Origin of the sequence: Mesorhizobium sp. M2A.F.Ca.ET.046.03.2.1, assembly GCF_003952425.1 — a bacterium.
Lineage (GTDB): Bacteria > Pseudomonadota > Alphaproteobacteria > Rhizobiales > Rhizobiaceae > Mesorhizobium.
Genome location: NZ_CP034449.1, coordinates 6,460,665 through 6,487,187 on the forward strand (window position 1 = coordinate 6,460,665; position 26,523 = coordinate 6,487,187).

The 26,523-nt window shown below is 62.6% G+C and carries 19 protein-coding genes; 2 read left to right on the forward strand and 17 right to left on the reverse strand.

The features are described 5' to 3' along the window. The first annotated feature begins 121 nt into the window (after positions 1 to 121). Positions 122 to 424 (forward strand): DUF982 domain-containing protein, encoded by a 303-nt coding sequence (locus EJ072_RS30810; RefSeq protein ID WP_042642716.1) that lies wholly within the window; start codon positions 122 to 124, stop codon positions 422 to 424. 470 nt (positions 425 to 894) lie between these two features. Then, the gene (locus EJ072_RS30815) at positions 895 to 2,940 is read left to right on the forward strand and encodes a flotillin family protein (RefSeq protein WP_126082673.1); all 2,046 of its coding nucleotides are present in this window, start codon (positions 895 to 897) and stop codon (positions 2,938 to 2,940) included. A 158-nt stretch (positions 2,941 to 3,098) separates the two neighbouring features. Here EJ072_RS30815 and EJ072_RS37590 read toward each other — a convergent pair whose 3' ends face one another. The 17 genes from EJ072_RS37590 to EJ072_RS30895 all read right to left on the reverse strand — a co-directional run bounded on the left by EJ072_RS37590 (position 3,099) and on the right by EJ072_RS30895 (position 26,502). Then, the gene (locus tag EJ072_RS37590) at positions 3,099 to 3,575 is read right to left on the reverse strand and encodes a hypothetical protein (RefSeq protein ID WP_348639270.1); all 477 of its coding nucleotides are present in this window, start codon (positions 3,573 to 3,575) and stop codon (positions 3,099 to 3,101) included. 47 nt (positions 3,576 to 3,622) lie between these two features. Next, positions 3,623 to 4,480, reverse strand: a complete 858-nt coding sequence (locus EJ072_RS37595; protein WP_348639271.1) for a hypothetical protein — start codon at positions 4,478 to 4,480, stop codon at positions 3,623 to 3,625. A gap of 65 nt (positions 4,481 to 4,545) precedes the next feature. After that, complete coding sequence (locus EJ072_RS30825; protein WP_126082674.1) at positions 4,546 to 5,604, reverse strand: ABC transporter ATP-binding protein; 1,059 nt, start codon at positions 5,602 to 5,604, stop codon at positions 4,546 to 4,548. Beyond that, the gene (locus EJ072_RS30830) at positions 5,605 to 6,624 is read right to left on the reverse strand and encodes an arginine deiminase family protein (RefSeq protein ID WP_126082675.1); all 1,020 of its coding nucleotides are present in this window, start codon (positions 6,622 to 6,624) and stop codon (positions 5,605 to 5,607) included. It lies immediately after the preceding gene. A gap of 42 nt (positions 6,625 to 6,666) precedes the next feature. Further along, the gene (locus EJ072_RS30835; RefSeq protein WP_126082676.1) at positions 6,667 to 7,476 is read right to left on the reverse strand and encodes an ABC transporter permease; all 810 of its coding nucleotides are present in this window, start codon (positions 7,474 to 7,476) and stop codon (positions 6,667 to 6,669) included. Continuing rightward, the gene (locus tag EJ072_RS30840) at positions 7,473 to 8,312 is read right to left on the reverse strand and encodes an ABC transporter permease (RefSeq protein ID WP_126082677.1); all 840 of its coding nucleotides are present in this window, start codon (positions 8,310 to 8,312) and stop codon (positions 7,473 to 7,475) included. Before EJ072_RS30840 ends, EJ072_RS30835 begins: the two co-directional genes overlap by 4 nt. Before the next feature lie 45 nt (positions 8,313 to 8,357). Next, complete coding sequence (locus EJ072_RS30845) at positions 8,358 to 9,458, reverse strand: ABC transporter substrate-binding protein (protein WP_126082678.1); 1,101 nt, start codon at positions 9,456 to 9,458, stop codon at positions 8,358 to 8,360. A 32-nt stretch (positions 9,459 to 9,490) separates the two neighbouring features. Continuing rightward, a complete protein-coding gene (locus tag EJ072_RS30850; RefSeq protein ID WP_126082679.1) occupies positions 9,491 to 10,723 on the reverse strand; it encodes a LacI family DNA-binding transcriptional regulator in 1,233 nt (410 codons plus the stop codon). Further along, positions 10,720 to 11,433, reverse strand: coding sequence for a GntR family transcriptional regulator (locus tag EJ072_RS30855; protein WP_189343128.1), 714 nt, complete (start codon positions 11,431 to 11,433; stop codon positions 10,720 to 10,722). Before EJ072_RS30855 ends, EJ072_RS30850 begins: the two co-directional genes overlap by 4 nt. A 16-nt stretch (positions 11,434 to 11,449) precedes the next feature. Continuing rightward, entirely contained in the window at positions 11,450 to 12,385 is a 936-nt protein-coding gene (locus EJ072_RS30860) for an NAD(P)-dependent oxidoreductase (RefSeq protein WP_189343129.1), read from the reverse strand. A gap of 13 nt (positions 12,386 to 12,398) precedes the next feature. Further along, positions 12,399 to 13,124: a class II aldolase/adducin family protein gene (locus tag EJ072_RS30865; protein WP_126082682.1), complete on the reverse strand. Its 726-nt coding sequence runs from the start codon at positions 13,122 to 13,124 to the stop codon at positions 12,399 to 12,401. Between the two features lie 278 nt (positions 13,125 to 13,402). Continuing rightward, complete coding sequence (locus EJ072_RS30870; RefSeq protein ID WP_126082683.1) at positions 13,403 to 14,725, reverse strand: HlyD family type I secretion periplasmic adaptor subunit; 1,323 nt, start codon at positions 14,723 to 14,725, stop codon at positions 13,403 to 13,405. Then, positions 14,722 to 17,076 (reverse strand): peptidase domain-containing ABC transporter, encoded by a 2,355-nt coding sequence (locus EJ072_RS30875; protein ID WP_245467049.1) that lies wholly within the window; start codon positions 17,074 to 17,076, stop codon positions 14,722 to 14,724. The genes EJ072_RS30870 and EJ072_RS30875 overlap by 4 nt, the downstream gene beginning before the upstream one ends. A gap of 142 nt (positions 17,077 to 17,218) precedes the next feature. Beyond that, positions 17,219 to 17,617, reverse strand: a complete 399-nt coding sequence (locus EJ072_RS30880) for a hypothetical protein (protein WP_126082684.1) — start codon at positions 17,615 to 17,617, stop codon at positions 17,219 to 17,221. A gap of 54 nt (positions 17,618 to 17,671) precedes the next feature. Beyond that, entirely contained in the window at positions 17,672 to 21,307 is a 3,636-nt protein-coding gene (locus tag EJ072_RS30885) for a DUF5801 repeats-in-toxin domain-containing protein (protein WP_126082685.1), read from the reverse strand. Between the two features lie 1,462 nt (positions 21,308 to 22,769). Beyond that, positions 22,770 to 23,489, reverse strand: coding sequence for a Crp/Fnr family transcriptional regulator (locus EJ072_RS30890; protein WP_126082686.1), 720 nt, complete (start codon positions 23,487 to 23,489; stop codon positions 22,770 to 22,772). A 712-nt stretch (positions 23,490 to 24,201) separates the two neighbouring features. Further along, positions 24,202 to 26,502: a mannose-1-phosphate guanylyltransferase/mannose-6-phosphate isomerase gene (locus tag EJ072_RS30895; RefSeq protein ID WP_126082687.1), complete on the reverse strand. Its 2,301-nt coding sequence runs from the start codon at positions 26,500 to 26,502 to the stop codon at positions 24,202 to 24,204. Between the last annotated feature and the right edge of the window lie 21 nt (positions 26,503 to 26,523).

A 26,523-nucleotide genomic window follows, 5' to 3' on the forward strand; every position in this document is an offset into this window, starting at 1 on the left:
ACAGGTGTCGGCCGGCGGGTTCCGAAGTTTTTCCATCGGCAACCAAATTTGTTTGGAACCAATCCGCCGGACGTGCGTTTATGCGGGTTCGACTGCGTTGCGGTCGGCCGGGAGGATAATCATGGATCGCTTGCATTTCTTTACCCCAGTGCGAATTGCGCGTGGGCAGGGATACCCTGTGGAGGAAGTCGATAGCGTCTCCGAGGCGATGGTGTTCCTGCGGAAATGGCCAACGGGAAGACGCGGCCCGGTTTATCAATGCGCCCTGAATTGCTGTACGGCGGCTATGTCGGGCAAGATGTCGGCTGAGGAAGCGCGGAAAGCCTTTGTCGGCTTCGCCCGCATCACTCGGCTGCTCGACGACGACATGGCGCTGCCACTGGGTGGCGCGTCGATGGACAATGTCTACGCGCTGCGGCGCTAGGCTCGAAAAATCCTTTAAATCAATGTTCTGCGCCGGCAACGACGCAGCACGTTGGGTTTTTGTGGTTCCCAGGTTCCGCACCAGGACGGCTTTGGGAGCCGATGTTTTGACCCGTCAAAAGCGCAGTTTCGCTCTCTGCCAATTTCTAGAAGTCGACGCTTCGAAGCAACAAAGCGTTGAAAATACTTATACGATTTCGGCGTGAAGTATCTTTAAACCTGTTGGCGCTATCCCTACGTCCTCGTTGTTATGTCTATCAGGGCAACATCGATGTAACATTCTCTTACGCCACGCCTTTCTCACGGGGGACTCGGGAGGCGCGGTCACTTTTCCAAACAATGAGCAGCCCGACCGTTCGACGCGCCTTTGGTGCGTCGAGCGTCTCGGCGCGAAATCTCCCCGCTTTGTCAATCAACACCAGCCGGGTGGCGGCCGGGTGAACGAACCCGCGCGCCCTTAGGAGACTAGACATGGAAGCCCTAGAATATCTCGGCCCGATGAAATGGACGGCGATCGAGATCGCCGTGCCGGCTATCGTGCTGGCGATCCTGTTCTGGCGGAGCGGCATGGTCCGCTACATCCCGAACGACCGGCTCGGCATCCTGGAAAAACTATGGAGCTTTCGCGGCTCCGTCAGTGATGGCTTCATAGCGCTCAACCGTGAGGCTGGCTACCAGCCGGAAGTCGTGCGCGGCGGCCTGCATTTCTTCATGCCCTTCCAATACTCGATGCACCGCGCCGATCTCGTCACCATCCCGCAGGGCCAGATCGGCTATGTCTTTGCGCGTGACGGCAAGCCGCTGCCGCCGACGCAGACACTTGCTTCCAACACAGATGCCGACGATTTCCAGGATGTGCGCGGGTTTCTCGAAAAAGGCGGACAGAAAGGACCGCAGCGCAAGATCTTGCGTGAAGGCACCTATGCCATCAATCTCGCGCAATTCATCGTGCTCACTGCCCAGTCGATCTATGCCGTCAATCTGAGCTCGTCGGAACAAAACCTTTTTGCCAACATGTCCAGCATGATCTCGGAGCGGGGCGGCTTTGAGCCGGTCGTCATCCACAATGCCGAGGACATGATCGGTATCGTCACCATCCATGACGGTCCGGCCCTGCCGGACGGCGAGATCATCGCGCCGACCGTGGCCAACGATCCGAACGACCCGAACTTCCACAACAATTTCCAGGACCCGGAGAAGTTTCTCAATGCCGGTGGCTACCGTGGCCGGCAGCTGCAGGTGCTGGCCGACGGCAGCTACTTCCTCAATCGCATTTTCGCGACCGTCGAACTGGTCGAGAAGACGATCATCGACGTCGGCACGGTGGGTGTCGTCGTCTCCTATAACGGCCGCCACGGCGCGGACATATCCGGGCAGGCGTACCGTCACGGCGAGCTGGTCGAAATCGGCGCGCGCGGTGTCTGGTCGACGCCGCTGCTGCCGGGCAAGTATGCGTTCAACACCTTTGCCGGCACTATCATCACCGTGCCGACCACCAACTTCGTGCTCAAATGGACGAAGGAGCAGTTCGGCGATCACAGGCTGGACGAGAACCTGTCCGAAGTATCGTTGATCACCAAGGATGCGTTCGAGCCTGTGCTGCCGCTCTCCGTCGTCGTGCACATCGACTATATGAAGGCGCCGCTGGTGGTACAGCGTTTCGGTGACATCAAGCGGCTGGTCGAACAGACGCTCGATCCGATGGTTTCCGCCTATTTCAAGAACATCGCCCAGACAAAGACGCTGATCCAGCTCTTGCAGGAGCGCAGCGACATCCAGCGCAAGTCAGGCGAGGAGATGCGCGAAAAATTCAATTCCTACAGCCTCGAACTGCAGGAAGTGCTGATTGGCACGCCGCGTGCCGCCGATGGCCAGAACAGCATAGAGCAGATCCTGATCCAGCTGCGCGAGCGCCAGATTGCGGTCGAAAAGGTCGAGACCTACAAATTGCAGGAGAGGGCGGCCACTCAGGAACGTACCTTACGTGAGAAAGAAGCGCTGGCCGAACAGCAAGCCAAGATCACGACCTCGGCACTTACCATCGAGATCAGCGAGAACGAGGGCAAGGCGCAACTCGCCCGCACCCGTCAGGAGGCGGAAACCATCCAGGTCACCGCCAAGGCGGAGGCGGAGAAGGTGCGCCTCGCCGGCCAGGGCGAGGCCGATATGATCAAGGCTGTCGCGCTTGCCGATGCCGAGCGCATCAAGGCGACCGGTTTCGCGGAGGCCGAGAAGGTGCGCGCGCTCGGCCTGGCGGAGGCCGAGGCCACCGAGAAGAAGGTCGCGGCTTTCGGCGGACCGGACTATCAGCTCAACTCGCAGGTTCTCATGCGCTTCGCCGAGGCGATCGAGAATGGCAGGCTGCCGCTCGTGCCGCAGATCCAGATCGGCGCCAATGGCGGCGAGAAGGGGGCCGCCAACGGCCTCGTCGAGATGATGCTTTCGATGCTCGTCGCAGACCGGGTTGGACGACAAAACCTGCCGGGTGCGGTCCCGGAACCCGTTGAGGAGGAATGATTGAGGATGGGCCGGTCGCACCGGCCCATCTCGCGTGGCGCGTTGATGGGCAATGTCTACGCCTTGAGGCGCGGCGCCAGGCTGAGCCACGATGCTGGTCGAGGGCCCCGCGCCGATGTCGGCGCGGCAGGCCTCTTTCTCGACAAGGTCCGACTAAGTCAGTTCCGTGCCAATAGTTTTTTGGGCGCAAGCCAGAATGGCGGCAGGCAAAGCGGAATAGCCGACAGCAGAAGCATCTCGTCCTTGACCTCGACGCCGAGCTCGTCGGCGACGAAGCGTCGGCGCGCGGCGAAGCGGGCCGCGAGCGCCGGATAGCGCTCGGCGATCGTCGCGCGCAGGCCCGCGTCTGCGAAGGTCACGGCGTCCTCGCAGTTGAGCGTCACGCCGTCGGGCATCGGCACGGGAATGATGTCGACCTGGAACGGCATGCCGGAGGCCAGGCGCTCCGTCGAGCCCGGACGTATCGGCGAATGCATCCACTCGTCGAGGCCGACAAGATGGCCGGGATTGAGGGCCGGCCGCAGCCTGCCACGGGCCAGGGTCGAGATCACCGCTTCGTGTATCGCGCCACCTTCGACACCGATTCCTGCCGTCTCGTACCAGGCGATCAGTCCGTCGAAATAAGCCTTGGCCACCTCCAGGAAAGCGGTGTCGGCCTCGGCGATGAGGCCGCCGCGGGCCGTCAGGCCACCCCAGTACCCGACCGCGGTGGTTGCACCCTCGCCGCGCCCGGCCGCGGCACGCGGGCTGTCGGGCTGCGCAGGCCGATGACGGGGCCGCTCGCATCGTTGGAGGCGAACATCGGATGGCAGCTCATCGGTTCGCCGGCATAGCCCATGCGGGACCGGCGCGGCTCCATCACCGGCCGCGAGCTCGCTATCACCAAGGTGAAGCCTGTGACGATCCGCCAGACCGCCATCGATGCCCTCGACGCTCCCCATTCGGCCTCGGCGATCTGGTCTGCGTCGACCACGGCCCGCAGGCCCTCGACCGGGTGCATCAGCACGCGGGTGGCGTCCACGATGTCGGACGGCCCGACGATCGCGGCAATGGCATCGACGATGAAAGAAGGGGCGAGGAAGGTCGGCTTCGCCAAATCCCACTCCTCGCCTTCGAGATACTTCCAGCCGACGATGCCGATCGTGTCGCCGGACCCGAGCCCAGCTTCGCGCAGAACCGCGACAAGATCAGGCTTCTGGCTGCGATCCTGGCCCATCAGGCTCAGTGATTGGGCAAGCATCGTGACGATGTCGGGCAGGCCGGCGATCGGCGTATAACCGATGTTCTCGTTGCCGGTGACTATGATGCGCTGGCCTGCCTTGCCCAGAAGCAGCAGAGCCTCCTCGAAGCGGGGCTCGAAGCCGGTCAGGAAGGCGATGTTGGCGGCGTGCTCGCGGTCGGCATAGACAACCAGCCAGTCGGCGCCGGACTTGTTGATGGCGCGGGCGCAGCGCGTTTCATATGTCGCGGCCGGGATGGCGGGGCGCTCGACCGGAAGGCCGAAATCCGGGATATCCACGTTGCGCAGGGTGACGGTCATTTCTGTCCTCGTTGATGCTATGCCGATGGCGCCGCGATGGACGACCGGCTTGGGTGGCAGGCACGCTATTCTCGCGCCAGAAATCCGATGGCCGACGGCAGGAGAGCGCAGGTTGCCGTGCTGCCGGGGGTCAACTCGCGGGCTATTGCGGAGGGCGCGAGCACGCTCAGTTCCTGGCCGTCGGCCGTGATGACGGTGACGCGTTCCGACGTGCCGACGAAGGACACGTCGGCGACCGTGACAGAGAAGGAGACCGCGCCAGGCGCCACATCGCCGAGGGTGATGTCTTCCGGGCGGACCCAGACCGTGATCCCGCCGTCGCCGTGACGCGTCCGGTCATAGGCGGCGGGCATCGGCACGCGGATGCCGAAGAGATCGAGTTGCGCGCCGTCCGTTTGAGCCGACAAGATGTTGTTGCCGGCGAGGAAGCCGGCGACGAAGCGCGAGGCCGGCGCCCGGTATATTTCGCGCGGACTGCCGATCTGAACGATGTTGCCGTTCTGGAAGACGGCAATGCGGTCCGACATGGCGTAGGCCTCTTCCTGGTCGTGCGTGACGAAAACGAACGTGACGCCGGTTTCCTGGTGGAGACGCTTCAACTCACGCTGCATGGCGTCGCGCAGCTTGCGATCGAGCGCCGAGAGAGGCTCGTCGAGCAGCAGGATCTTCGGTCCGAAAGCAAGCGCGCGGCCGATGGCCACGCGCTGCTGCTGGCCTCCGGACAGTTCGCGCGGCTTGCGTGCGGCGAGCTGGTCGAGGCCGACCAGCTTCATGACTTCGTCAACGCGCGCGGCGATGCGCGCGTTGTCCCATTTGCGCACGCGCAAGGGGAAGGCGATGTTGTTTGCCACCGACAGATGGGGAAACAGCGCATAACCCTGGAAAACCAGGCCGAAGTTGCGGTCCTCGGGATCGACGCCGGTGATGTCGGCGCCGTCGAGCAGGATCGTTCCGGAGTCCGGCCTGGTAAAACCGGCGATCGACATCAGCAGGGTCGTCTTGCCCGAGCCGGATGGGCCGAGCAAGGTCACGAATTCGCCCTCGTTGATCGACAGGTCGACGCCGTCGAGCGCGATTGCCGATCCGTAGGCCTTGCGAAGCGTGCGGATGTCGAGGAAAGCCATTCAGTTCGGGTCCCGGGCGAGCGGCCCTGTCGAGCAATGGATGCCGCCGCCGTTCAGTTCGATGCATTCATAGTCGAGCGTCAAGATGGTGATGTCGGCCTTGTCCAGCCGCTCGGCGAGCCGGGGAGTACGGGTGGCATGCATGACGACCCTGCCGGGCGCGATGGCCAGGCAGTTCAACGAGAAGGCATTATCCTCGGGCGGCAGCTCGATCAGATTCATGCCGCGCTTTTTGAGGCGGTCGATGAAGAAGTAAGGGAGCTCGTTGATGTTGATGATGGCGGTCTCGTGATCGATCATCATGAAGCTGCCGTCGATGTGGATTCGATAGCCCGGCATCGGCACCTTGATCAGCTCGACGCCGAGGCTGTTCAGGATCATCTCGACCTGGCGGATGCCTTCCTCGTTGCAGGCGACGGAGAGCGAGCAGACCGCCGTCTTTTCGTCGATCAGCGCGAAGCCGCCACCCTCGAACACCGCTTCGCCATGCAACGTTCCCAGGATCGGGCAGCCGGCCCTTGCCAGGGCCTGGGTGACCATCAGTTCCTCGCCGCGGCGAGCGCGCCGGGCAAGGCGGGTGACGATGGCGCCGCCTTTGACGCCGATGACGCTGTCGCGGCAGAAGGTCGACTTGAGCGCGCCGGGCGCTGCCTTCTCGGTGAGGATCACATCGACGCCTTCCGAGCGAAGCAGCGCGGTGAACGCGTCATGGGCCGCCTGCATGGCGGCGAGATCTGGCGGCGTCTTACCCATGAAGTACCAACCCTTCTCCGGATCGCCGAAGCCGCCGATCTCAGGCATCGGCTTGTTCTTGTCGACGACGTTGATCTCCTCGCCCGGGCGATGCATCAGCACCGCGCGCAGCTTGCCGACATCGTTGGTGCAGCCCCATGGGCGTCCCCAGACGCGCGTCTGCTCCTCCGGATCGTGGAAAGCCGGCGTCGGCACCGATCCGAATGTCTGGAAGAACTTCGCCTCGCGATATTCGTGTTCGCTCATTGCGGCGGTGTGTGCTGACATGTCCTTGATTTCCTTTCTGAACTTGTGGACTGGATGAGGGGTTCACGACCGGCGCTGCGCAAGACGCTCCCATACGGTCAAGCGCAGCAACAGGCAGATGATGGTGACGACGAGCATGACGGTGGCGATGGCGGCCAGCGCCGGGTCGACGGCGTCGGCGATGCTTGTCCATATCTTGCGCGGCAGCGTCACCAGCCGACGGCTGGTGATGAAGAGCGTCACCGTGATCTCGTCCCAGGAGACGATGAAGGCCAGGATGGCGCCGGCGATCGTGCCCGGCAGGATATTGGGCAGGATCACCCTGCCAAAGACGGTGGGCGGGCGGGCGCCCAGCGATCGCGCGGCCTGGACGAGGCGTGGATCGAGGTTCGACAGCGAGGCGCCGATCGCCAGAACGGCAAGCGGCATCGCCAGGATGGCATGAACGATGGTGACGCCGAGCCAGCTGTCGAGCAGCGACAGCTTCGACCACAGCCGCACCATGCCGACAGCATAGATGATCGGCGGCACGATAAGCGGCGAGAGCAGAATGATGCGCAGGGTCGAGGGCCATCGCCCGGCATAGACCCAGGCGCCGATGGCGAAGGCCGCCGACACGCCGGTTGCGGCGATGCTGGAGGCGAGCGCTATGCCCAGGCTGGTCAGGATGCTCGGCAGCCAGCCGGCGCGCCAGTCCGCAAGCGAGGCAAAGTGCTGGAATGAGATGCCACTGGTCGGCAACGACAAATAGTCCTTCGCCGTCAGCGCCACCGGCACGACCACCAGGACGGGCACGAAGAGGAAGGCAAGCAGCAGCCATGCCAAGGTCCAGGGCAGCCAGCGCTCGCCTATGCGACGCAAACGCGGGCTCATCGGCGTCCGCCTTCGAAGGCGGCGCGAAGCGCGGGACTGCGCGCGGCGACCGCGACCAGCAGCCCGACGACAAGCAGCAGCGTCGTGGAGAGGGCAGTCGCCACCCCCCAGCGCAAGGTCGAGGAGATCTGCACCGAGATGTATTCGGCGACCATGAGCACGCGACCGGCGCCGAGGATGGCCGGCGTCACCAGGAAGCCGAGCGAGAAGATGACGATGAACAGGCTGGCGATCGCAAGGCCGGGCAGGCTGAGCGGCAGCCAGACGCGGGTGAAGATAGTGACGGGCCTCGCCCCAAGCGACCGCGCCGCCTGGATGATGCGGGGGTCGATTTCGGAAAGGTTGGCGTAGAGCAGCAGGATCGCGAACGGCATCATGTAGTGGACCATGCCGACGATCACGCCGAACTGATTGTAGACGAGTTCCAGCGGCTCGGCGATCGCGCCGCTGCCGACCAGCGCCGAATTGAGCACACCGTTGCGGCGCAGGATGGTGATCCAGGCAAAGGCGCGCACCAGCACCGAGACCCAGAACGGCACCATGACCATGAACAGCGCGACGCGGCGCGCGGCCGGCCGCATGTGGACCAGCGCGAAGGCGACCACATAGCTCACGACGATCGTCAGCACCGTCGTCACCGCCGAGACGATCATCGTGGTGCGCACCACCCGCCCGATCGCGGCGCTGCCGAACATCTCGACATAATTGCCGAAGCCGAAGGTCGGCTCGGTGAATGAGAGCGCCAGCACCTGAAGGATGGGGACCACGTAGAGACAGATCGTCAATAGCGCGGCCGGCACCGTCAGGCCGAAGGCCCAACGCTGGAAAGACGACATGGCGGCTATCCGGCCACCGGCCTGGAAGCCGGTGGCCGTCCCTGATCAGCGAGAGATGAAATCGAGGAACTTGTTCTGCAGCGCGGCTTCGTTGTCGGCGTAATACGCGGCCGAGATCTTCAAGCCTGTCTTGGCGTTCTCCGGCGCCAGCGAATAGACCGCCTTGTCGTCCTCGGTCATGAGAGCGAGCGCCTTGGGATTGGACGGGCCGTTCCCCATGATGCGCAGCAGGGTGATCTGGCCTTCCGGCTCCATCGACGAGTTGATGAAGTCGAACACCTTCTTGCCGGCGGGGTTGCCCTTCGGCACGGACCATGCGCTGGCAAACATCAGATTGTTGTTCCAGGTCCAGGTGAACTGGGGGTTCTCCTTGCGCAGCAGGTTGGCGCGGGTGTGCCAGATGTTGCCCATCACCACCTCGCCGTCGCGGAAGAGCTGCTGGCTCTGCGCACCCGACTCCCAGAAGATCAGGTTCGGCAGAAGCGGCTCCAGCTTCTTGAAGGCGCGGTCGACGTCGAGCGGGTAGATATCCTCGGCCTTGACGCCGTCGGCGAGCAGCACCGCCTCGAGCTGACCCTGGATCCATTTGCACATCGTGCGCTTGCCTGGGAATTTCTCGAGATCGAAGAAGTCGGCCCAACTGGCTGGCGCGGTCGAGAGCTTCTTGGAATCGTAGGCGAGCACGTTGGAATAGGTGTAGTTGCAGATGCCGAATTCGGCGGCGAGGCCGTCGCCGACCAGGCTCTTGTCGACGATCGAGTAGTCGATCGGTTCGACATAGCCACCCTTGCCGAGCACGAGCGCGTCGGTCATGCCGCCGTCGGTGGCGTCCCAGGTCACATTCTTGGAATCGACCATTGCGTGGATCGCGCCCGTCTCCGGGCCGGCGCCGTCGATCACGACTGGTATGCTCGACTTCTTGGTGAAGGGCTCGCCATAGGCCTTCTGGAAGGCGTCGAGCGCGGCGCCGCCCCAATTGCAGACGACGATCTCATTGGCTTCCGCCGATGCCGCGCCGGGCCGCATCGCGACAGCGAGGCCGAGGCCGGCCATGGCGGTAATGAAGGAGCGACGGTCGATCCGACCGGATTTGAACTTCTCGATTGCTATTAAGGCTGCGTCTTGACCAAAGCGGTTGCTGGACATGGCTGTTCCCCTTTTTATGTCCGTCTGGAGTCCTAGTTTTCGGTGACTTCCTCCCGGGCCGGCGCCAAGCCGCCGGTTGGCGGCTCGGAACCGGTATTGCTTGCAGACCGCCGTAGCCGGCGGCCTGATGGCGGCGCGACCGATGCACGGACGACGAGTTCGACGCCGATGCGTTCGGTGACCGCTTCTGTTTTTCTGCCTGTGATGAGGTCCAGCAGCATGGCGACGCCGCGCCGGCCGAATTCGGCCGGAGACTGCCGCACCGTCGTCAGCGCCGGCGAAAGAAGGTCGGCATTGCTGATGTCGTCGAAGCCGATGAGCGAGACATCCTCGGGAATGCGCAGGCCCATGCCGCGCGCCGCGCGCATGGCGCCAAGCGCCAGCATGTCGCCGCAGGTGAAGACGGCGGTCGGCGGATCCGGCTGGCCGAACAGCTCCTTGAAAGCGCCGACAGCCTGGTTTTCATCATAGTCGCAATGGACCACCAGCCGGTTGTCGACCGCCATGCCCGCCGCTTCCAGCGCCTCGGCATAGCCGGAGAGCCGCTCGGTCGTGCTGAGCAGGCCATGCGGGCCGGCGATCGCGCCAATGCGGCGATGGCCCTTCTCGATCAGGTGGCTGGTTGCCATGCGGGCGCCGTCGGCGTTCCTGGCAAACAGGCGCGGCGCCCGGGCGCCCGGCACATCCTCGTCGAGCAGGACCACGCCGCCGGTCCGGTTGATGCATTTGACCAGCCGGCCGTCGTCCGAATGGTTGGTGAGAAGCAGGATGCCGTCCACCTGGTGGTCCTCGATACGCGCCAGGAAGGCGAGCTCATGATCCACCAGGTTGCGGCTGTTGAGCATCAGCAGGTTGTAGCCGTGCCGCGCCGCCTCCGCTTCGGATGCGGAGGCGATGGCGGCAAACAGCGGATAGGCGATGTCCGAGGTTATCAGGCCGAGCGTCTCGCTGCTGCCGCGCGTCAGCCGCCGGGCAATGGCGTTGGGACGATAACCGAGGCGCGCAGCCGCCTGCTCGATCTTCAGCGCTGTCGAGTCGGGCAGGCTGATGCGGCCGTTGAGATGGCGCGACACGGAGGTTACCGAGACGCCCGCTGCCCGCGCGACATCACGGATGGTGATCTTCAATCGATCCGACAAACGCTTCAACGCTCCCGGCAGGATGATGTTGAACTTGGCTGGTAAACCGGTTTCGTAGACCGCCCAAAAAAAAGGGGCCGCCGGCTCCGGACCTGACAAGGCGAGGGCAGGGACGGGAGCGATCACAGAACGTCTCCCGCACGGAAGAACTCCTGATGCTCGCGCTTGAGGGTGGCCTGGTCGAAGTCGACATTGCGAATGTGCGCGGCCATGAGGCGCGCGGCCTCGCCAGTCTTGCCGGCACGGACTTCATCGAGGATCGCGCGATGCTCCGCGATGATCGAACGGATGTGATCCGGCTTCATGCCGATCAGGAACTGAACGCGCATCATGTCCGCCGATATATGCTGGCAGGCAGCCCAGGCGCGGGGATGCGCGAAGGCAGCCGTCAGGCCCGAGTGGAAGGCCATGTCGGCGCGATGCAGGGCGCCCATGTCGTCGCTGTCGACCAGCCGTTCCTGTGCCCGCAACGACAGCTCGATTTCGTCGAGCGTGCCGGGATCCGGATGGACGCCGCTGTTGGCGATGACCGCGCTTTCCAGGGTCGAGCGGATGAACACGGCCTCGCGGACCCGGGTCATGTCGATAAGCGAGACGCGGGTGCCGGTTTGCGGCGAAATCTCGATCAACCCCTCGTCGAAGAGCCGGGTGAAGGCCTCGCGCACCGGTGTGCGGCTGATGCCCATCGCCTGCGCGACGTCAGTCTCGGCAAGGCTCGCGCCCGGCAGGACACGCGCGGTGATGATCGCCTCGCGCAGTTCCTGATAGGCCTTGGCCGAAATCGTGTTCCGTCGCTCGTTCTGCTCGGTCAGGATTGGCGCGTTCAGCTTTAGCATATCTGTATACTGGCATTCAGGAGTTTTGGGAGTCAAGAAGCGGTTTGCCGGAAACCAGCGGATTTCGTGGATCGTCGAGCGCTTTGATCGCCTCCGCGATCGCGGCCGCGGTCCCCTCGGGCGTTGGCAGGCCGCCGCAATGGGGTGTGATGCGCACGCTTTCATGCGCCCAGGCCCAATGATCGGCCGGCAGCGGCTCCTGGAGGAAAACGTCGAGCCAGGCGCCGGCGACATGGCCGCTGTCCAGCGCTTGCCTGAGCGCGGTCTCGTCGAGATGATCGCCACGCCCCAGATTGACCACATAGGCACCCGGCGCCAGCAGGCCGAAGAGCCGCCCGTCGAGAATGCCGCGCGTGTGCTGGTTGGACGGCAGCAGGTTGACAAGGAGATCGGCCCCCGTGACGGCCGGAACCAGTCCGCCCTCGCCATGAAAGGCGGTCACGCCGACACGTTCGCGGGGCGTGCGCGACCAGCCTGAGACGCGGAAGCCCGCTCCCGCGAGGCCCGACGCGACATGGCCGCCGATCATGCCCAGGCCAAGCACCGCGACCGACAAGGCGCCGCGGTCGCGGATCTCGGAAACAGCCCGCTGCCACCTGCGTGCGCGCTGGCTGCGGCGAACGGAAAAATCGTCCTGCTGGCGGGCGAATGCCGCGTGCATGGCGTAGTCGAGAATTTGCTGTGCTTGCGCGGGATCGCGCAGGCGCACGACAGGCATATCGTCGGGCAGGCGCGGATCGGAGGTCAATTGATCCGTGCCGGCGCCCAGGCAGAGCACAGCGCGCGTCGAAGCAGGCAGCTTCGCCATGTCCGGCGGAAAAGCCCAGGTCACCAGCAGGTCGTAGTCGGTGTCCGGGGCGCAATCGGTCCAGCGGCGGAATTCCACGCCGGGACAGGCCGAGCGCAACGCGGTATCGAACGCCTCCGAATAAGCGAGAGGATCGGCAAGCACGACCCGCACGGCGTCAACGGCCGTCGAAGACGAGGCCCGAGAGCCGACGCAATGCCAGCCACTCCAGTTCGGCGGCGCCGTCCGGATCGGCCTCATATTGCGCGGCGGTGCGTTCGCACACGTTGCTGGACGGAAGATGCACGGGCCGGCCGCTGCCAAGCACGGCAAGCTGGATGCGGCACGCCTGCTCGAGGTTGTACATCAGGGAAAACGCCTCGCCGACGGAACGGCCAACCGTCAGCAGGCCATGGTTGCGCAGGATCATGGCGCGATTGTCGCCGAGATCGGCGACGAGGCGCTGCTGCTCGTCCCGGTCGAGAGCGATCCCCTCGAAAGCGTGATATCCGACACGGCCGTAGAAGAGCAGGGCGGTCTGGTTAAGCGGCAGCAGGCCTTCTTCAAGGCAGCTGACCGCGACGCCCGCGGCGGTGTGCGTGTGCATGACGCAGATAGCGTCGGGCCGTGCCGAATGGACCGCCGTGTGGATGACGATGCCTGCCGTGTTGATCGGAACCTGCGTGCCCCGCATCTGGCGTCCTTGATGGTCGATCACCGCAAGCGAGTCCGCGGTGACTTCCCCGAACAGGTCGCCATAACGGTTGATCAGCAGGTGGTTCGGCTCTTCGGGCAATCGCGCCGAAATATGAGTGTGGATCAGGTCGTCCATGCCGAAATGGGCAATTAGCCTGTAAGCCGCCGCAAGTTCCTGGCGCATCGCCGTCTCGGTGGATGAAGTCATTTGCAGGTCGCCTCCTGTTAACGATCGGCATACCTGAACTCCTGTATACAGGTCAATAACGTCCGCTTGGTTTTCATTGAGCGGCGGTGTGCGGGAATAGTGTGGCTGCGGTGAACGACGCTTTAATCCGCGGCCTCTGGCGGGCATCGGCCGGAGAACTGCTCGGCCTGTCAGTCCGACGTAAACAGCGTCAGAACGAGGGGTCAAATGCGTGTGCTATGAAGCCCCATAAGTGACCACTCGCTCCGGCGGACGTCGGTTCGCATTAGCTTCGCGACTCAGGGTTCGCGGATGCTTTCGTCGAGACCACGCAGGAGCGGATAGAGGAAATATGACAAGATCGTGCGGTCGCCGGCCTTGATCTCCGCGGTCACTGCCATGCCAGGAATCAAGCGGAAACTGCTCGGCACATCACGCAGATCGGTCGCGGTCAATTCCACCCGTGCCTTGTAATAAGGACGTTGTTGCCCACCATTCTTCGGATCCTGTGTGAAGGTGTCGTCCGAGACGGTTCGAACCTTACCGGACAGGGTACCGTGCTTCTGGAAGGCCCACGCCTCGAGTTTCAGGCGAACTTCACTGCCGGCCTCGACATGGCCGACATCGAGCCCCTGGACAGAGACTTCTGCCTCCAATGGAGAACCCAGAGGAACGAGCGTATAAAGCGGCTCTGCTTCTTTCAATACCGAGCCAACAGAGCGCTGCGCCACTTCGAGCACGATCGCGTCGGCGGGTGCGGTTAACACCGTGACAGCCTTCCGCCGCAGCGCCTTGTCGAGTTCCCTGGCCGCGGCATCGTGATCGCGGCGCGCTTGGACTAGTTCCTCGGCGGTCTTCTGGCGGAACTCTGCGAGGTAAGCCGCTTCCTCGGCCTTCAAGCGTTCCACATTCTCCTCAAGCTCAGCCATGTTATTGCCCGCAAGCAGCATTTCCTGCTCGACCTGCAGCCGCTGACCCTTGGCAGACAGATAGTCGACCTTCGAGCCGACCTCCCTCTTCAGCAGAACGTCCCGCATCGTCTCAAGATCTTTCGCCACGCCAAGGCGAACCTCCAATGCCTCGCGATCGGCGCTCTTGGTCGCCATCTGGGCTTGAACATTGCGGATCTGCCGATCGTAAGAAGCCAGCTTCGCCTTGTTCTCCTCTACCCTCCGGATCCATATCGTCGACTGCAGGCGCGCTTCGTCATCCAGGTTTTGGGGGTTGTATGGCCGGTCGTCGAGCTCGGACTCGAGCCGCCCGATTTGCGCGGCGAGGCTCGCGACCTTTCCCCGCAATTGATCGGCATCGGCTTCGCTGAACGTCGCGTCGAGGGTCGCCAATGCGTCGCCTTTCCGCACGATGTCGCCCACCTTGGCGTCGATGCTGCGCACGGTCGAAATCTCGAGCGGCTGCACCACAATCGTCGAGGCCGTCGTCACCAGCTTGCCCGGTGCGACCACGATCTGGTCGACCTTGGCTACCGAAGCCCAAATGCCAGCGACCATGATGACCGCGACAAGTACGTACAGCGTGGCTCCCACGACCCAGGGCGGGCGCCGCTCGTCAATCTTGCGTGCATCGCTTTGAAAGTCTCTCACCGCTGGAAGGAGCGTGCTCATCGGGCAAGGTGCCTGTTCTGCTGGTTCCAAAGCTGTCGGTAAGTCATGCAACGGGACAGAAGTTCGCCATGTTTCCCGTGATCGACGATCCGGCCGCGATCGAGCACGACAATGGCATCCGCTGCGACGAGCGAGGACAGACGGTGCGAAACCATGACCACGGTTCGCCCCTCGGCAATGCGGGCAAGGTTTGCCTGGACGATCGCCTCGCTCTCGGGATCAAGCGCGGAGGTCGCCTCGTCCAGGATGAGGATGCGCGGTTGGCGCAGCAAGGCACGGGCGATCGACAGGCGCTGCTGCTGGCCGCCCGACAGGTTGGTGCCGCCCTCCTCGAGCAAGGTGTCGTAGCCCTGCGGCAGTAGTTTGATGAACTCGTCGGCACCCGCCATCGTCGCGGCGTGGACGATCTCCTCCAGGGTTGCATCTGGCCTGGTCGCGCCGATGTTCTCGCGCACGGTGCCGCGAAACAAAAAGCACTGCTGCATCACGACGCCGACATTGCTGCGCAGATGCGGGAGGTCGAGCTCGCGAATTTCATGACCGTCGATCCGCACCGAGCCGTGCTGGATCGGGTACGTGCCGCGCATCAGCCGCGTCAATGTCGACTTGCCCGAGCCGCTGCGCCCGACGATGCCGAAAACCGAACCGGCCGGGATGGTCAGCGACACGTCGTTCAGGGCCGGCGGAGCGCTGTCGCTGTAGCGGAAGATCACATGCTCGAACTCGACAGTGCCCGCGATCGGCGGGCGCAGGCCGCGCACATTCGGTGGCCGCTCCGGACTGCGGTTCATGATGTTGCCGAGCATTCGCACCGAGAGCCCGGCCTCCTGGTAGCCTTGCACCAGACCGACGATCTGTGAGAGCGGCGTGGTGACCCGGCCCGACAGCATGTTGAACGCGATCAGCGCGCCCACCGTCATCTGGTTGTCGAAGACCAGCAGGGCGCCGAAGCCGACGACCGCAACCGTCAGCAGCTTTTCGAGAAGCCCGATCACCGCCTGCGCCGAGGTAGAAATCCGCCCGACGTCGAACCGCGACTCGGCGGCCTGGGCGCAGAGCGCGTCCCAGTCGCGCTGGCGCAAGGGCTCGGTCGCCAACCCTTTGACCGTTTCCATGCCGTGGATGGTCTCGACGAGATAGGCCTGACGCTGCCCTTCGGCCTCGTAGAGGACGCGCAACTTGCGGCGGTAGAGCGGGATCAGCCCGCCGATCACACAGGCGGTGACGGCGGAAAAGCCGAGCACCATTGTGGCGAGACGACCGCTGTAGAGGAACAGCAGCGGCACGATGACCAGCAGCGAGGTGGCGTCGAGCAACGTCAGAAAGAGGCGGCCGGTCAGAAACTCCCGGATCTTCTCGACCTGCTGCATGTGCTTGGTGATGACGCCGGCCGAGGCGCGCTCGAAGAAATCGATCGGCAACGACAGCAGACGCGCGAAGGTGCGGATCGAGGTGCGCACATCGATCCGTGCCGAGGCGTAGACCAGCAGGATGCGCCTGAGATAGTTGAAAACCGCGTCGAACAGGACTGCGGCGCTGACCCCGATGGCGAGCACAACGAGAGTCGTATAGGCCTGGTGCACGAGCACCTTGTCGACGGTGATCTGGATGAAGATCGGCAGGGCAAGCGCCAGCACCTGCAGCGCGACCGCGGCCACCGCGATGTCGCGGAACATCGCGCCGTTGCGGACGACTTCCGGGAGGAACCAAGTAAAGCCGAACGGCCGGCTCTCATCCGCCAGCGCGAATGTGCGGCGCAGCAGCAGGAGCTCGCCGGTCCACTTCCTGCAGAACGTCGCCTGGTCGAGGGGTAATACGTCGAGGCAGTCAGCGAGGGGGTCGAGGACTCCAACCTTGTTCTCGTTGAATCCGAGCAGGATGACGCTGTTGCCATTTGTCAGCCGGGCGATCACCGGATAGGCGTCGCCGAGGCGTTGCAGGTCCTTCCAGCCGACCTTCAATTTGCGGCTGCGCATGCCGCTGCTGCGGGCGATCTTCGGCAGCAGCCGGGTGATGTCGTCATCGGGCCTCAGCGCAAAGTCGTGCTTGATGCGCTCGGGGGAAAGATCGATGCCGTAGTGCCGCCCGATGGCGACAAGGCACTGCAGTGCTGTTTCGACCGGAGACCCTTCCACGGTACCGCGCAGATTATCAGGCTTGGCGGCGCGAAGGGTGGAGGAGCGCGTTTGGGTCATCCAGGTGAGGACGAGCCATACGAGCACCGTGCACAGCAGGAACTGAACCGGGGGACTCGGCCTGTGGAGCCACTCGACCGGCCCGTGCCCGGCGGCGGCGAGGGTGGCGAGCGCATCGGACAACCAGCGATTCAGTTCGCCATAGAGATCGTTCATGGCTCTCGCTCCGCGGCATGTCGGCAGGTCGGCGCGTGGACGAGCGCCGTGACGCAAACGGGCCTCGGCGTGCTCCCGCTTCCGCTGCGCCATGACGGGCGGAGAGGGGCTGTGTTGGGCATGAAGCACCGACGCATTTGGGCTATTGCTCGTCGCTGAAATTTGGCGATTTCGGCCGCCGCCGCGCGGTCGCCGCGGGCGTTGCCGCCGCAGGCAATGCCGCCTGCGGCATCAGCCGCACCACCGTTGCTCCAGCATCTGCCGTTTCCTCCCCGACCGGCAGGGGAGAAGTGGGCTGGGAGCCCGGCTCGGCTCCCGGTGACGACGGCTGCTGCGACCGCAGCACGCCCGCCTTCTCTAGCTGTTCGCGCATGCCGTTCTGCGTCTGCAGCATTTGAGAGAAGGCCTGCAGGCTGGTGATCAGCCGCTGCGTCACGCGCGGCTCGGAGCCGGACAGCGAGACCAGATCAATGCGGATCATGCCGTGCTTGAGCGAAATCTCGCCAAACGCATCGACAAAGGTTTCGGGTACTACGTCCATTTACCTACCCCAAAAAAGCGGCCGGGCTTTCGGCCCGGCCGCTGCTCATGCGCGTTAAGCAATCGCGACGTGGATCGCGAACGGGTCGCTCTTGGTATCATTATCGCCATCGGCGATGGTTGCCGTGAAGTTCATGTCGAGCGCCTCCGGGTTGAACGTGTTGGAAATATTGAACTCGATCACCGGGACCTTCACGGTGCCCGAACCCATGAAGAGCTGGACCGCGTCCAAGTCGTTCTTTTGGTCGATGGAGGGGATGACGAAGCTCACTTGCCCGCCGGCTTCTTGGTGCAGATCCGCGCTCTCCACCTTGGTAATCGCGCCCACGGTGATCGAGTTGTCGGCGTTGCGGGTGTAGGTCCTGTAGAAGATGCCCTCGGTCGAGGGGTCGTAGCCGCCGACCGAATTGTCGATGAAGATCTTCATGCTGCTGACCAGGAAAGCCGTCGGGTCAATCACAAAGCTCTCATCGAAGGCACCTCCCTGTGTCGTCGCGCCGTCGACGCCGGCATTGGCGTTGCCATCGAAGTTGTTGTTGCCGAGCCCGATGCCCGACGTGCTGACGTTCATCTGCGCCGGGCTGAGATACGTGGCGTTGGTCTGGATTTGGCTCTCGCTCGCGTCGAGGAAGCCCTTGATACTGGTCGGATTGGTCGTGGCATTAACTGCGGAGAATACGATCGCGCGGTTTCCGATCGTCAGTGTCCGCACCGGATCCGGCCCGCCCGCATCGAGGCTTCCGTTCGCGGACGAAACCGTCGTTATCGTTCCGGGCGGGGTTGTCAGCTCGATCTTGTAGTTGCCGGACCCCGGATCGACCGCATCGAATGTCAGCTTGAACGCCACCGGCTGAGGGTTGACGATGCCGTCGTTAGTGAAGTCGTCGGTGATCGTCCCGTTGAAGACATAGTTCCCGTTCACATCGGTTGTCGTCAGCGTCCCGAGCGAGCTGTTGACGGTCACAGTGGAGTGGGAGTCGATTGTGTAGTTGTTGAAGGTCACGTTCAGCGACTTGAACCCGTCCGCGCCAGGAGCGTCGGACCAAGTGCTGCTCCCGCCTGCGGCGTAGGTGCCGTTCGCGATGTCGTTGACCGTGACGGTCGGCCCGTCATCGTCGAACTTGACGAGCAGGCCGATGTCGTTGCCGGAGTCGGTGGCGGTGTCGCCGTCGCCGTCGGTACGGGTGACGCTCATCTGCACTGCGCCCGACGCCAGCGTGATTGTCTCATCGTACGAGGCGCCGCCGGTCGGATGCTTCAACGACAGATACTGGGCGAGGAAGACCTCGCCTGTGGTCGCGTTCGTCGCCAGCGCGAAAGCCACCGTGCCGGCGGGATCGGCGGTGTCACCTCCCGTGTTCTCGGTGCCGACCCTGCCGAGAATCAGGCCTGCGGCGCTGCCAGTGCCGTTGTACAAGAAGATTTTAGTGCCCGCGGTTGTCTCGACCCCCGAGTCGGTGCCGTTGTTGACGCTTAACGCATAGCTGAGTTCCTGCGCCGCCGGCCCATCGGCCCCGGCGCTGCCCGTCACGGTCAGCAGCGAAGCGGTGCTGCGGGCGAAGCCGATTGCGCCGGTACCTGCCACATCCGGATCGTCGCCAGGCGACGGCACGTTGGTGAACAGCGACGCGATCGTCGTCGAACCGAAGGCGAACGCCGTGCCGTCGACGTCGGTGTCGGACTGCACCCCGGCGGTCTCGTCGTGGCGCACCGATGCCGTGCCGCTCGTCACGGCCGTGATTGTCGGCCCGTCATCGTCGAACTTGACGAGCAGGCCGATGTCGTTGCCGGAGTCGGTGGCGGTGTCGCCGTCGCCGTCGGTACGGGTGACGCTCATCTGCACTGCGCCCGACGCCAGCGTGATTGTCTCATCGTACGAGGCGCCGCCGGTCGGATGCTTCAACGACAGATACTGGGCGAGGAAGACCTCGCCTGTGGTCGCGTTCGTCGCCAGCGCGAAAGCCACCGTACCGGCGGGATCGGCGGTGTCACCTCCCGTGTTCTCGGTGCCGACCCTGCCGAGAATCAGGCCTGCGGCGCTGCCAGTGCCGTTGTACAAGAAGATTTTAGTGCCCGCGGTTGTCTCGACCCCCGAGTCGGTGCCGTTGTTGACGCTTAACGCATAGCTGAGTTCCTGCGCCGCCGGCCCATCGGCCCCGGCGCTGCCCGTCACGGTCAGCAGCGAAGCGGTGCTGCGGGCGAAGCCGATTGCGCCGGTACCTGCCACATCCGGATCGTCGCCAGGCGACGGCACGTTGGTGAACAGCGACGCGATCGTCGTCGAACCGAAGGCGAACGCCGTGCCGTCGACGTCGGTGTCGGACTGCACCCCGGCGGTCTCGTCGTGGCGCACCGATGCCGTGCTCGCGACCGCGGTGATCGACGGCCCGTCATCGTCGAACTGGAGTTGCGTGCCGGCAAACTCGCTCGCGCCCGTGCTGCTCAAGATCGTGAATCCGCCGATGTCGAGGGTGATGTTCGAACCCGGCCCCTTCGTCGGTTGAACGTTTTCGATCAGCACCCGAGTGTGGGCGCTGGTGGTGGTGTAGGAGACGACATCCCCGTTCTTGACACCCGAGATGACCGCCGTATCGCCGCTGAGATTTGCAGCGACCACAGCGCCATTGATCTTGACCTCTGTGATGTTGACCGTGACGTCATCAGCAAATCCCTCGACAAAACCTGTACCTGTTTCGCCCGCGGCGCCGTTTGGATCATTGAAGGCGGTAATCTTGACTGTGACTGTGTTACCGGTCGGGTTGACCTGAGCGACCGTGAACGAGGCCGCGGTGACGCCTGAGGTATAGCCGCTAAACTGGATGTTGCTTTCGTGGTCGGCCTCCGTTGAGTCGAGACCTTGGGGCGGGTGCGGATCTTGTTGTGGGGCTACCGTGAAATCTTCGGCCGGATTGTCGACGAAAGTGAAACTTAGGCCATTGCCCGGCCCGAGATGCTGGCCGTTCACTCCAACAGTCGCGTGGGGTCCGGCCTGGCTGCTGCTGACTGTGTCGCCAGTATGGTCATTGTCCTCGGTGTTCGGGTCGGGGGCACGCCCGGTCACCACGATGCCCGAGGTGCTGACGCCCGCGGGATTGTTGCCGAACATCATGAACTCGTTGGCGCCCGATGGCGCATTGTCGAAGGAGAAGGTCGTTTGCTGGGTTGCCGCGACCTTGAGCTTATTGTCGAGATTGACAGTGAAATCGAAATCGTTGGTAGTGTCCGGGTGCTTCAGCGGCTCGAAGAGTGCGATCCAGAACTTGCCGCCAGTGATTAGGGAATTGGTCGTGGTCTCTTCGACGTAGATCGCAAATACGATGGCGCCGCTCGGATCCGCCACCCCTCCGACGGTGCCCTCCCGGCCGAGGACGACGTTGTCGTTGTTGGGGTCGGCGTAGAGGAAGATCTCTCTGCCCTCGAGGGTGAAAAGCCCGCTGGCGTCCCCGTTGAGCGCACCGTTGGTCGGATCGACGAAGCCGAGGCCATTGACGGTAAAGCCAGAGTCAGGCGTGACGGACAGATCATCGCCCCCTCCGCCAGCGACCTGAATCGCATTCGCGAGGTTGGCTCCCGCGTTGCTGAACGCTGTCGAGACATTCGACGGCACGTCGACTAGCGCGATATCGCTATCCTGCGGGCTAGCCGTTTCGTCGATTTTCGTGCTTCCGAAAACATTGATGGTCAGTGCCATTGCGATTCTCCCTGGTTTCAATGCGGCTGGCGCTGTAATCGGCCCAACGCCCGGCAACCGGCCGCACGGACGCACATCCGCCGGCCGGAGCCGGCGCTGCGCGCCATCGTTAAAAGGAAACTGGAGTTCTGGATTGACTCACGGGGTAGAGGGTGTGGGAGGGGCCGTCGCTACGCCTCCATCCATGCCCCGTCAGGCAATTCTGGGCGGATGCGTCCTATGCGCATCGGTGACCCACCAACGGCGGGCACCAAGGATCGACAATGAGGGCATACTCAACCCCGCCCCTCTTCAACAGGCATTGACTGCCTGTACGCCTCCCGCTCAAAAACATGAGCACGAAAACTTTACGCTTATTTGTGGAAAGTTCAAATCGGACTGTTGCCTTTTAACAAAAGGTGTGAATCAGGAAATGGTCCCTTCATGCAGGGGACTTTTGTCCCTCTCCCTCGAACCATTTGAAATCAAACGAGAATACAGCCAATCAAATCAAGGGGTTTGATTGTGACACCTGCATTGGCAATGAAATAGGTCTAATGCAGACGAAAATCGCCAGCAGGGTTCATAGGTTTGGCGTGTGCAATCGTGTGCACGCGGGCGGCGGCTCTATGGCTCGCTAGAGGGACTGGACAGTTCATTGTCGACCTTATTGGCCCAGTCGATGGGCAACTCGCGGTGAGGCATCGCCTGGGTTGAAGTTTCCGCGCCTCGCCTCATCCCAAATTGCGGGTGCATGTTCGACTCATGGCAAGCGCCCCAGACGAAAACCTTGGCGCTCTTGATCCATGATACTTGCCCGGTGGCGTAGGCCTCTTGAAGCGCGCCAGGACGATCGGAGCCATTGGGTAACACCGCGCCAGCTCGGCGGCGCGGGCGCCCAAGGCTGGCAAGAATTCAGCGTCGACCAGTATGAGGCAGACGGGCTGCAGGAATATCGCGCAGCGGCTTCCATGCTCGCGGCCTGCTCCACGAGGGAAATTGCCTCTCGATTGCGTCCACTATGGCCGCCCCTTTTTTGCAGAACTTGGCGCACACAACCTTGTCGGGCCGCTTGCGCAGACTTCCTTGACCCGGGTGTGAGGCGGCCCGGCGCCTGTGGCGCGTTGGGGTTAGCGGCGCCGGGCCTGACCGCAAGGGTCCTCTAATTCTGCGCGCCGGCGACTTAGCGATATATGCCGTTGATTATCGAAGAGGAATTCTTCCACACGAATAACAAAGAAGTATAAGGCGCAGGATGGTTGGCGCCCGGCGGCACTCCTGACTAGAACGGCCGTTGGACCTGCAAGCCGGCCAGGCAGCGACAAACTGGAGGACGTCGTTCAAGCCACGTGTCACATGGCGCGCGGAGCGACCTCCAAGACCTTGCCTAAGCCTGTGCGAGGCACGGAGAGGCGGCCGTACTTTGTAGAAGTCGCGACTTGGCGCCCTGTTCCCGGATGAGCCGGGAGCATTGGATGAGCGCTCAGTCCTTCACATAGTCGCCATCAAATCCCACAAACTTTGTCAGGCCCGCAGCATCGAGCAGGCGGACATGACCCTGGCGGAATTCGAGGAACTTGCGCTCGCGGAGTTCCCGCAACATTCGATTTACATGGATCGGGGTAAGGCCAAGGGCGTCAGCGAGATCGTATTGCGTGAGGGGGCAATCAAAGCCGTTGCGGTCAACGGCGCCAACACGCCGCAGACGCCCCGTCAATTCAAGCAGCAAATGCGCCGTTCGCTCCAAGGCGGTACGCCGTCCTACATTGGCGAGGTGCTGAGCTATCACAGCACCGTTGCGCACCAGAGCGTCCATGATGAACGAGAACAGATGAGGCGATTTCATAGCGGCCAGCGTGAGTGTCTTGGTAGGCGCCACCAACAACGACAGTTCGGTCAGGCTCGCGAACGTTTCGACGGTGCCGCCTCCATATGATTGAGGCAGAACCACATCACCCGTTAAGGCAAAATCTAAAATTTGCCGCTGTCCCCCAGGTAGCTCGTGGGAAATGCAGCCCCACCCTGACTCAACGATGTATATACGATCGTTGCTGTCGCCCTGGCTGAAGATTACCGCGTCGGCTGGATATCGCTTGGAAGCCAGCCCGAGCGTCTTCATCAACGCGGCGTCGTCATCGTTAAGCCCAACGAATGACGAACGGTGCTCGTCCCCTTTCGAAAAAGAACGTGAAGCAAACGTCATCCGTACCCCTCGCCCTCAGCTGCGTGTATACCTCCCTCAACCTCATCATGTATATGAAATTTCACGTGATGAGCAACCTTTTTGAAGTCCGGAACGGGAAGGCATTGTGACATCAAACCGAGGGCTAACCTGGCTCAAAACCGGTTATGGTCCGGTTGATATCCCGCGAGGTCGGGTATCATCTATGACTTACTTCTCTTAAAGTTCTCTCTCATTGACTCAACTATCTCACTGGCAACCAGACAGCTCCGGTTGTCCGCCTGGTCGGCAGCATTGCGCAAAGTCAGCGACGCGTCCCTCAGCAGCCCCCTGATTTCCGCCGGCGACAACACTTCCGAGGCCTCGAGTTCCAAAAGGACCGATTCACTCACATGCAGCGCAGCGAGCGCGACCGCCCGCGGCCTTGTTGCCAGCAACTTCAGGAGATCGCCACTACGCCTGGCTCTCGATTTCTTCTTTGCCATCGTCGTCTTAACTACCCGGACAAAAACCTTCTTATTTCCAACATCTTGACGAGTGTGCGCAGTCCAAGAGACTGAGGGTTAGACCCTTCTCTTTAAGGTGTAGCCATTGGTGACGGTAACCCAGTTTGCAGCAGTGACCCAGAGGCAAGGGGATACTGAATTAGCGGTAGCTGGTGTTCTTCGGCATCACCAATGAAGACGTCCCGCCAGGATCCGCCGCCGTCGCGAAGCGAGGCTCAGTCGCTTCTTCAGCCGTAGACCTGCTTCGATGAGGGGCTGTCCTTTTTCTGGGAAGGCAGCGGAAACGGTTCGACCTGTCCCTCGGTCTTGTCGAGATACTGCGTCAGCGCCGTCACCAGATGGTAGAAGATGCTGGCTGGGACCTCAGTCGCAAGCGACCGACCGCGCTCGTCGATCCTGTCCACCCACAGGCCAAGCGGTGCGGGATCGATATGCCATCTGAAAAGGCGCGCGACACGGGCTTCGATTTCGGGTTTCAGATCAGGCCCACCAATATTGTCCAGCGCGATCGCCGCCTTGACAGCCTCGCATTGCGGCCAACTGCGCGAGAGTCTGTCGAGAGGCATCCCTTGTCGCGACACGGCCGCATATGCCAGCCCTGTGGCTCGATTCAATCCGCTGGCAACTGCTGAGGAATAGAGTTTCCTGGCGTAAGCAGCCAAATCCTTTTGTCCGCTGGCCCGCGCGAAGTCCGCGAGCAGGGAGGCCCATTCGAAATGATGCCCCGGTTCGGTCCATTGCCCTTTGTCTCCGGGCAACGGCAGCCAGTCGGCGTCAAAATATTCGCCAAGCGTCCAACTTTCCTGATCGAAAAAATGACACCGGAAGAGATCGATCACGCGAGCCGCTCGACGAAGATATGTGCGGTCGCCGGTTGCGTCATGCCAGGCAAGGAACGATTCGAGCATGTGCATGTGCGGGTTCGAGGACCGGACGCCGTTCCAGCCGGGTGTCTCCAGGAAGCCATTCAGGCTGCCATCCTCAAGGTGGGAATCGATAAAATGAAATGTCTCCTGCGCGAGCTGCAAAGCCGTCTGGTGACCGCATCTATAGGCGTGGGCAAGGGCAAGAAGCACGCAGGAATGGTCGTAGGCATCCTCCATCGGATCGGCCACGCTTCCATTGGAATTGAGGGTGCGCACCCAGCCGCCTCGATCGGTCCGGCCGTATTTTGCGATGAAGTCAATTCCGTGATCGATGAGCTTGTCGGCAGGGCCAGTCCAGCCGCGTTCCTTGGCTACCGCGAAGGCATAGATCTGGCGGGCCATCGTCCGCATCCGCTTGGGCTTGCCCAATGGCCTCGCATCGAAACCGAGCGCTTCGTGAAAGCCTCCATGAACTGTGTCGACCCCCGCGGTCGACCATAGCGGAAGAGTCTCGTTGAAAAGCCAGTGCTCGACGCGCTTGCGCCATGATCCGCTGACAATGACCCGGTCTTCCGATGCCGTGAACTTCGTCTCTAATCGCCCGCTTTTCTCGAGTTGTTCCACGACTTTCTTCACATTCTGGCTGTGGCTGACCGGGGCGACGAATATCGCGTCCGGCGTTGCAACCACCGCCACATCCTTCATTCCGATCACAGTGAGCAGCCGACCTTGGCTCCTGAGGTAGGAATTTTTGCAGTCCATGGCCACGACATCGCCCATCACCACATTGCCGTTGCCGTCGGCGGGGCTAGACTCCAGCAACGATTGCCACGACCCGAGATCATTCCAGCGGAAAGAAGCCGTCACCATCGCGATGCCCTGCGCATGTTCCATGACGGCATAGTCAATCGACGTGGAGGGGACCGCCGAGTAGAAGCGTTGGGGCAAGTAGAGGCCCGAAATATCGGTCGTGGCGGACCTGAAGGCGCGTTCCGCGGTATCCCAGATTTCCGGCTGCAATTCGATCAAGGCTTTCTGCATCGTGTCGGCGCGAAACAGGAAGATGCCCGCGTTCCAGTAGAACCTTCCCGACGACAGATATTTTTGCGCCGTCTCGACGTCCGGCTTTTCGACAAAGCGCGAAACCGCGGCCGCGCCATCGCCATTGGCTGCAACCTCGATGTACCCATATCCAGTTTCCGGATGAGTGGGCTTGATCCCGAAGACGACAATGCTACCAGCGTCTGCGGCAGGCATGCCGGCTTCGACGGTTTCCCAAAATTGCGTCTCGGTCGATATCTGATGGTCGGATGGGACCACGAGCACGAGTGCATCCTTGCCGTGTTCGGAAATCGTCTGCAGTGTCGCTATTGCGACCGCCGCCGCAGTATTGCGGCCCAGGGGTTCGAAGATCGGCCTTCCACCGTTCAGTCCGAGCGGACTTATGTCAGAGATAACGCGTTCGGCATGACGTTCGGACGCTATCAGATAGATCGGCGTTTCGCTATTTGGCCATGCTTTGAGGCGCCGAACCGTCTTCGCCAGCATGGAGCCATCCCCCGACAGATCGTGGAACTGCTTGGGATTGTCTTCGCGCGAGAGCGGCCATAGCCGCGACCCGACACCTCCGCTCATGACGAAACTTACGATCCGGTGTGCCATGCTTCAGTTCCTCTCAGAATG

Excerpts from the sequence above, each read along its gene's own strand:
- EJ072_RS30855 (WP_189343128.1), bottom strand. The coding sequence starts at position 11,433 with ATGCTAAAGCTGAACGCGCCAATCCTGACCGAGCAGAACGAGCGACGG.
- EJ072_RS30845 (WP_126082678.1), bottom strand. The coding sequence starts at position 9,458 with ATGTCCAGCAACCGCTTTGGTCAAGACGCAGCCTTAATAGCAATCGAG.
- EJ072_RS30830 (WP_126082675.1), bottom strand. The coding sequence starts at position 6,624 with ATGTCAGCACACACCGCCGCAATGAGCGAACACGAATATCGCGAGGCG.
- EJ072_RS30865 (WP_126082682.1), bottom strand. The coding sequence starts at position 13,124 with ATGACTTCATCCACCGAGACGGCGATGCGCCAGGAACTTGCGGCGGCT.
- EJ072_RS30895 (WP_126082687.1), bottom strand. The coding sequence starts at position 26,502 with ATGGCACACCGGATCGTAAGTTTCGTCATGAGCGGAGGTGTCGGGTCG.
- EJ072_RS30810 (WP_042642716.1), top strand. The coding sequence starts at position 122 with ATGGATCGCTTGCATTTCTTTACCCCAGTGCGAATTGCGCGTGGGCAG.
- EJ072_RS30825 (WP_126082674.1), bottom strand. The coding sequence starts at position 5,604 with ATGGCTTTCCTCGACATCCGCACGCTTCGCAAGGCCTACGGATCGGCA.
- EJ072_RS30835 (WP_126082676.1), bottom strand. The coding sequence starts at position 7,476 with ATGAGCCCGCGTTTGCGTCGCATAGGCGAGCGCTGGCTGCCCTGGACC.
- EJ072_RS37595 (WP_348639271.1), bottom strand. The coding sequence starts at position 4,480 with ATGACCGTCACCCTGCGCAACGTGGATATCCCGGATTTCGGCCTTCCG.
- EJ072_RS30885 (WP_126082685.1), bottom strand. The coding sequence starts at position 21,307 with ATGGCACTGACCATCAATGTTTTCGGAAGCACGAAAATCGACGAAACG.
- EJ072_RS30875 (WP_245467049.1), bottom strand. The coding sequence starts at position 17,076 with ATGAACGATCTCTATGGCGAACTGAATCGCTGGTTGTCCGATGCGCTC.
- EJ072_RS30815 (WP_126082673.1), top strand. The coding sequence starts at position 895 with ATGGAAGCCCTAGAATATCTCGGCCCGATGAAATGGACGGCGATCGAG.
- EJ072_RS30870 (WP_126082683.1), bottom strand. The coding sequence starts at position 14,725 with ATGAGCACGCTCCTTCCAGCGGTGAGAGACTTTCAAAGCGATGCACGC.
- EJ072_RS30880 (WP_126082684.1), bottom strand. The coding sequence starts at position 17,617 with ATGGACGTAGTACCCGAAACCTTTGTCGATGCGTTTGGCGAGATTTCG.
- EJ072_RS30840 (WP_126082677.1), bottom strand. The coding sequence starts at position 8,312 with ATGTCGTCTTTCCAGCGTTGGGCCTTCGGCCTGACGGTGCCGGCCGCG.
- EJ072_RS30890 (WP_126082686.1), bottom strand. The coding sequence starts at position 23,489 with ATGACGTTTGCTTCACGTTCTTTTTCGAAAGGGGACGAGCACCGTTCG.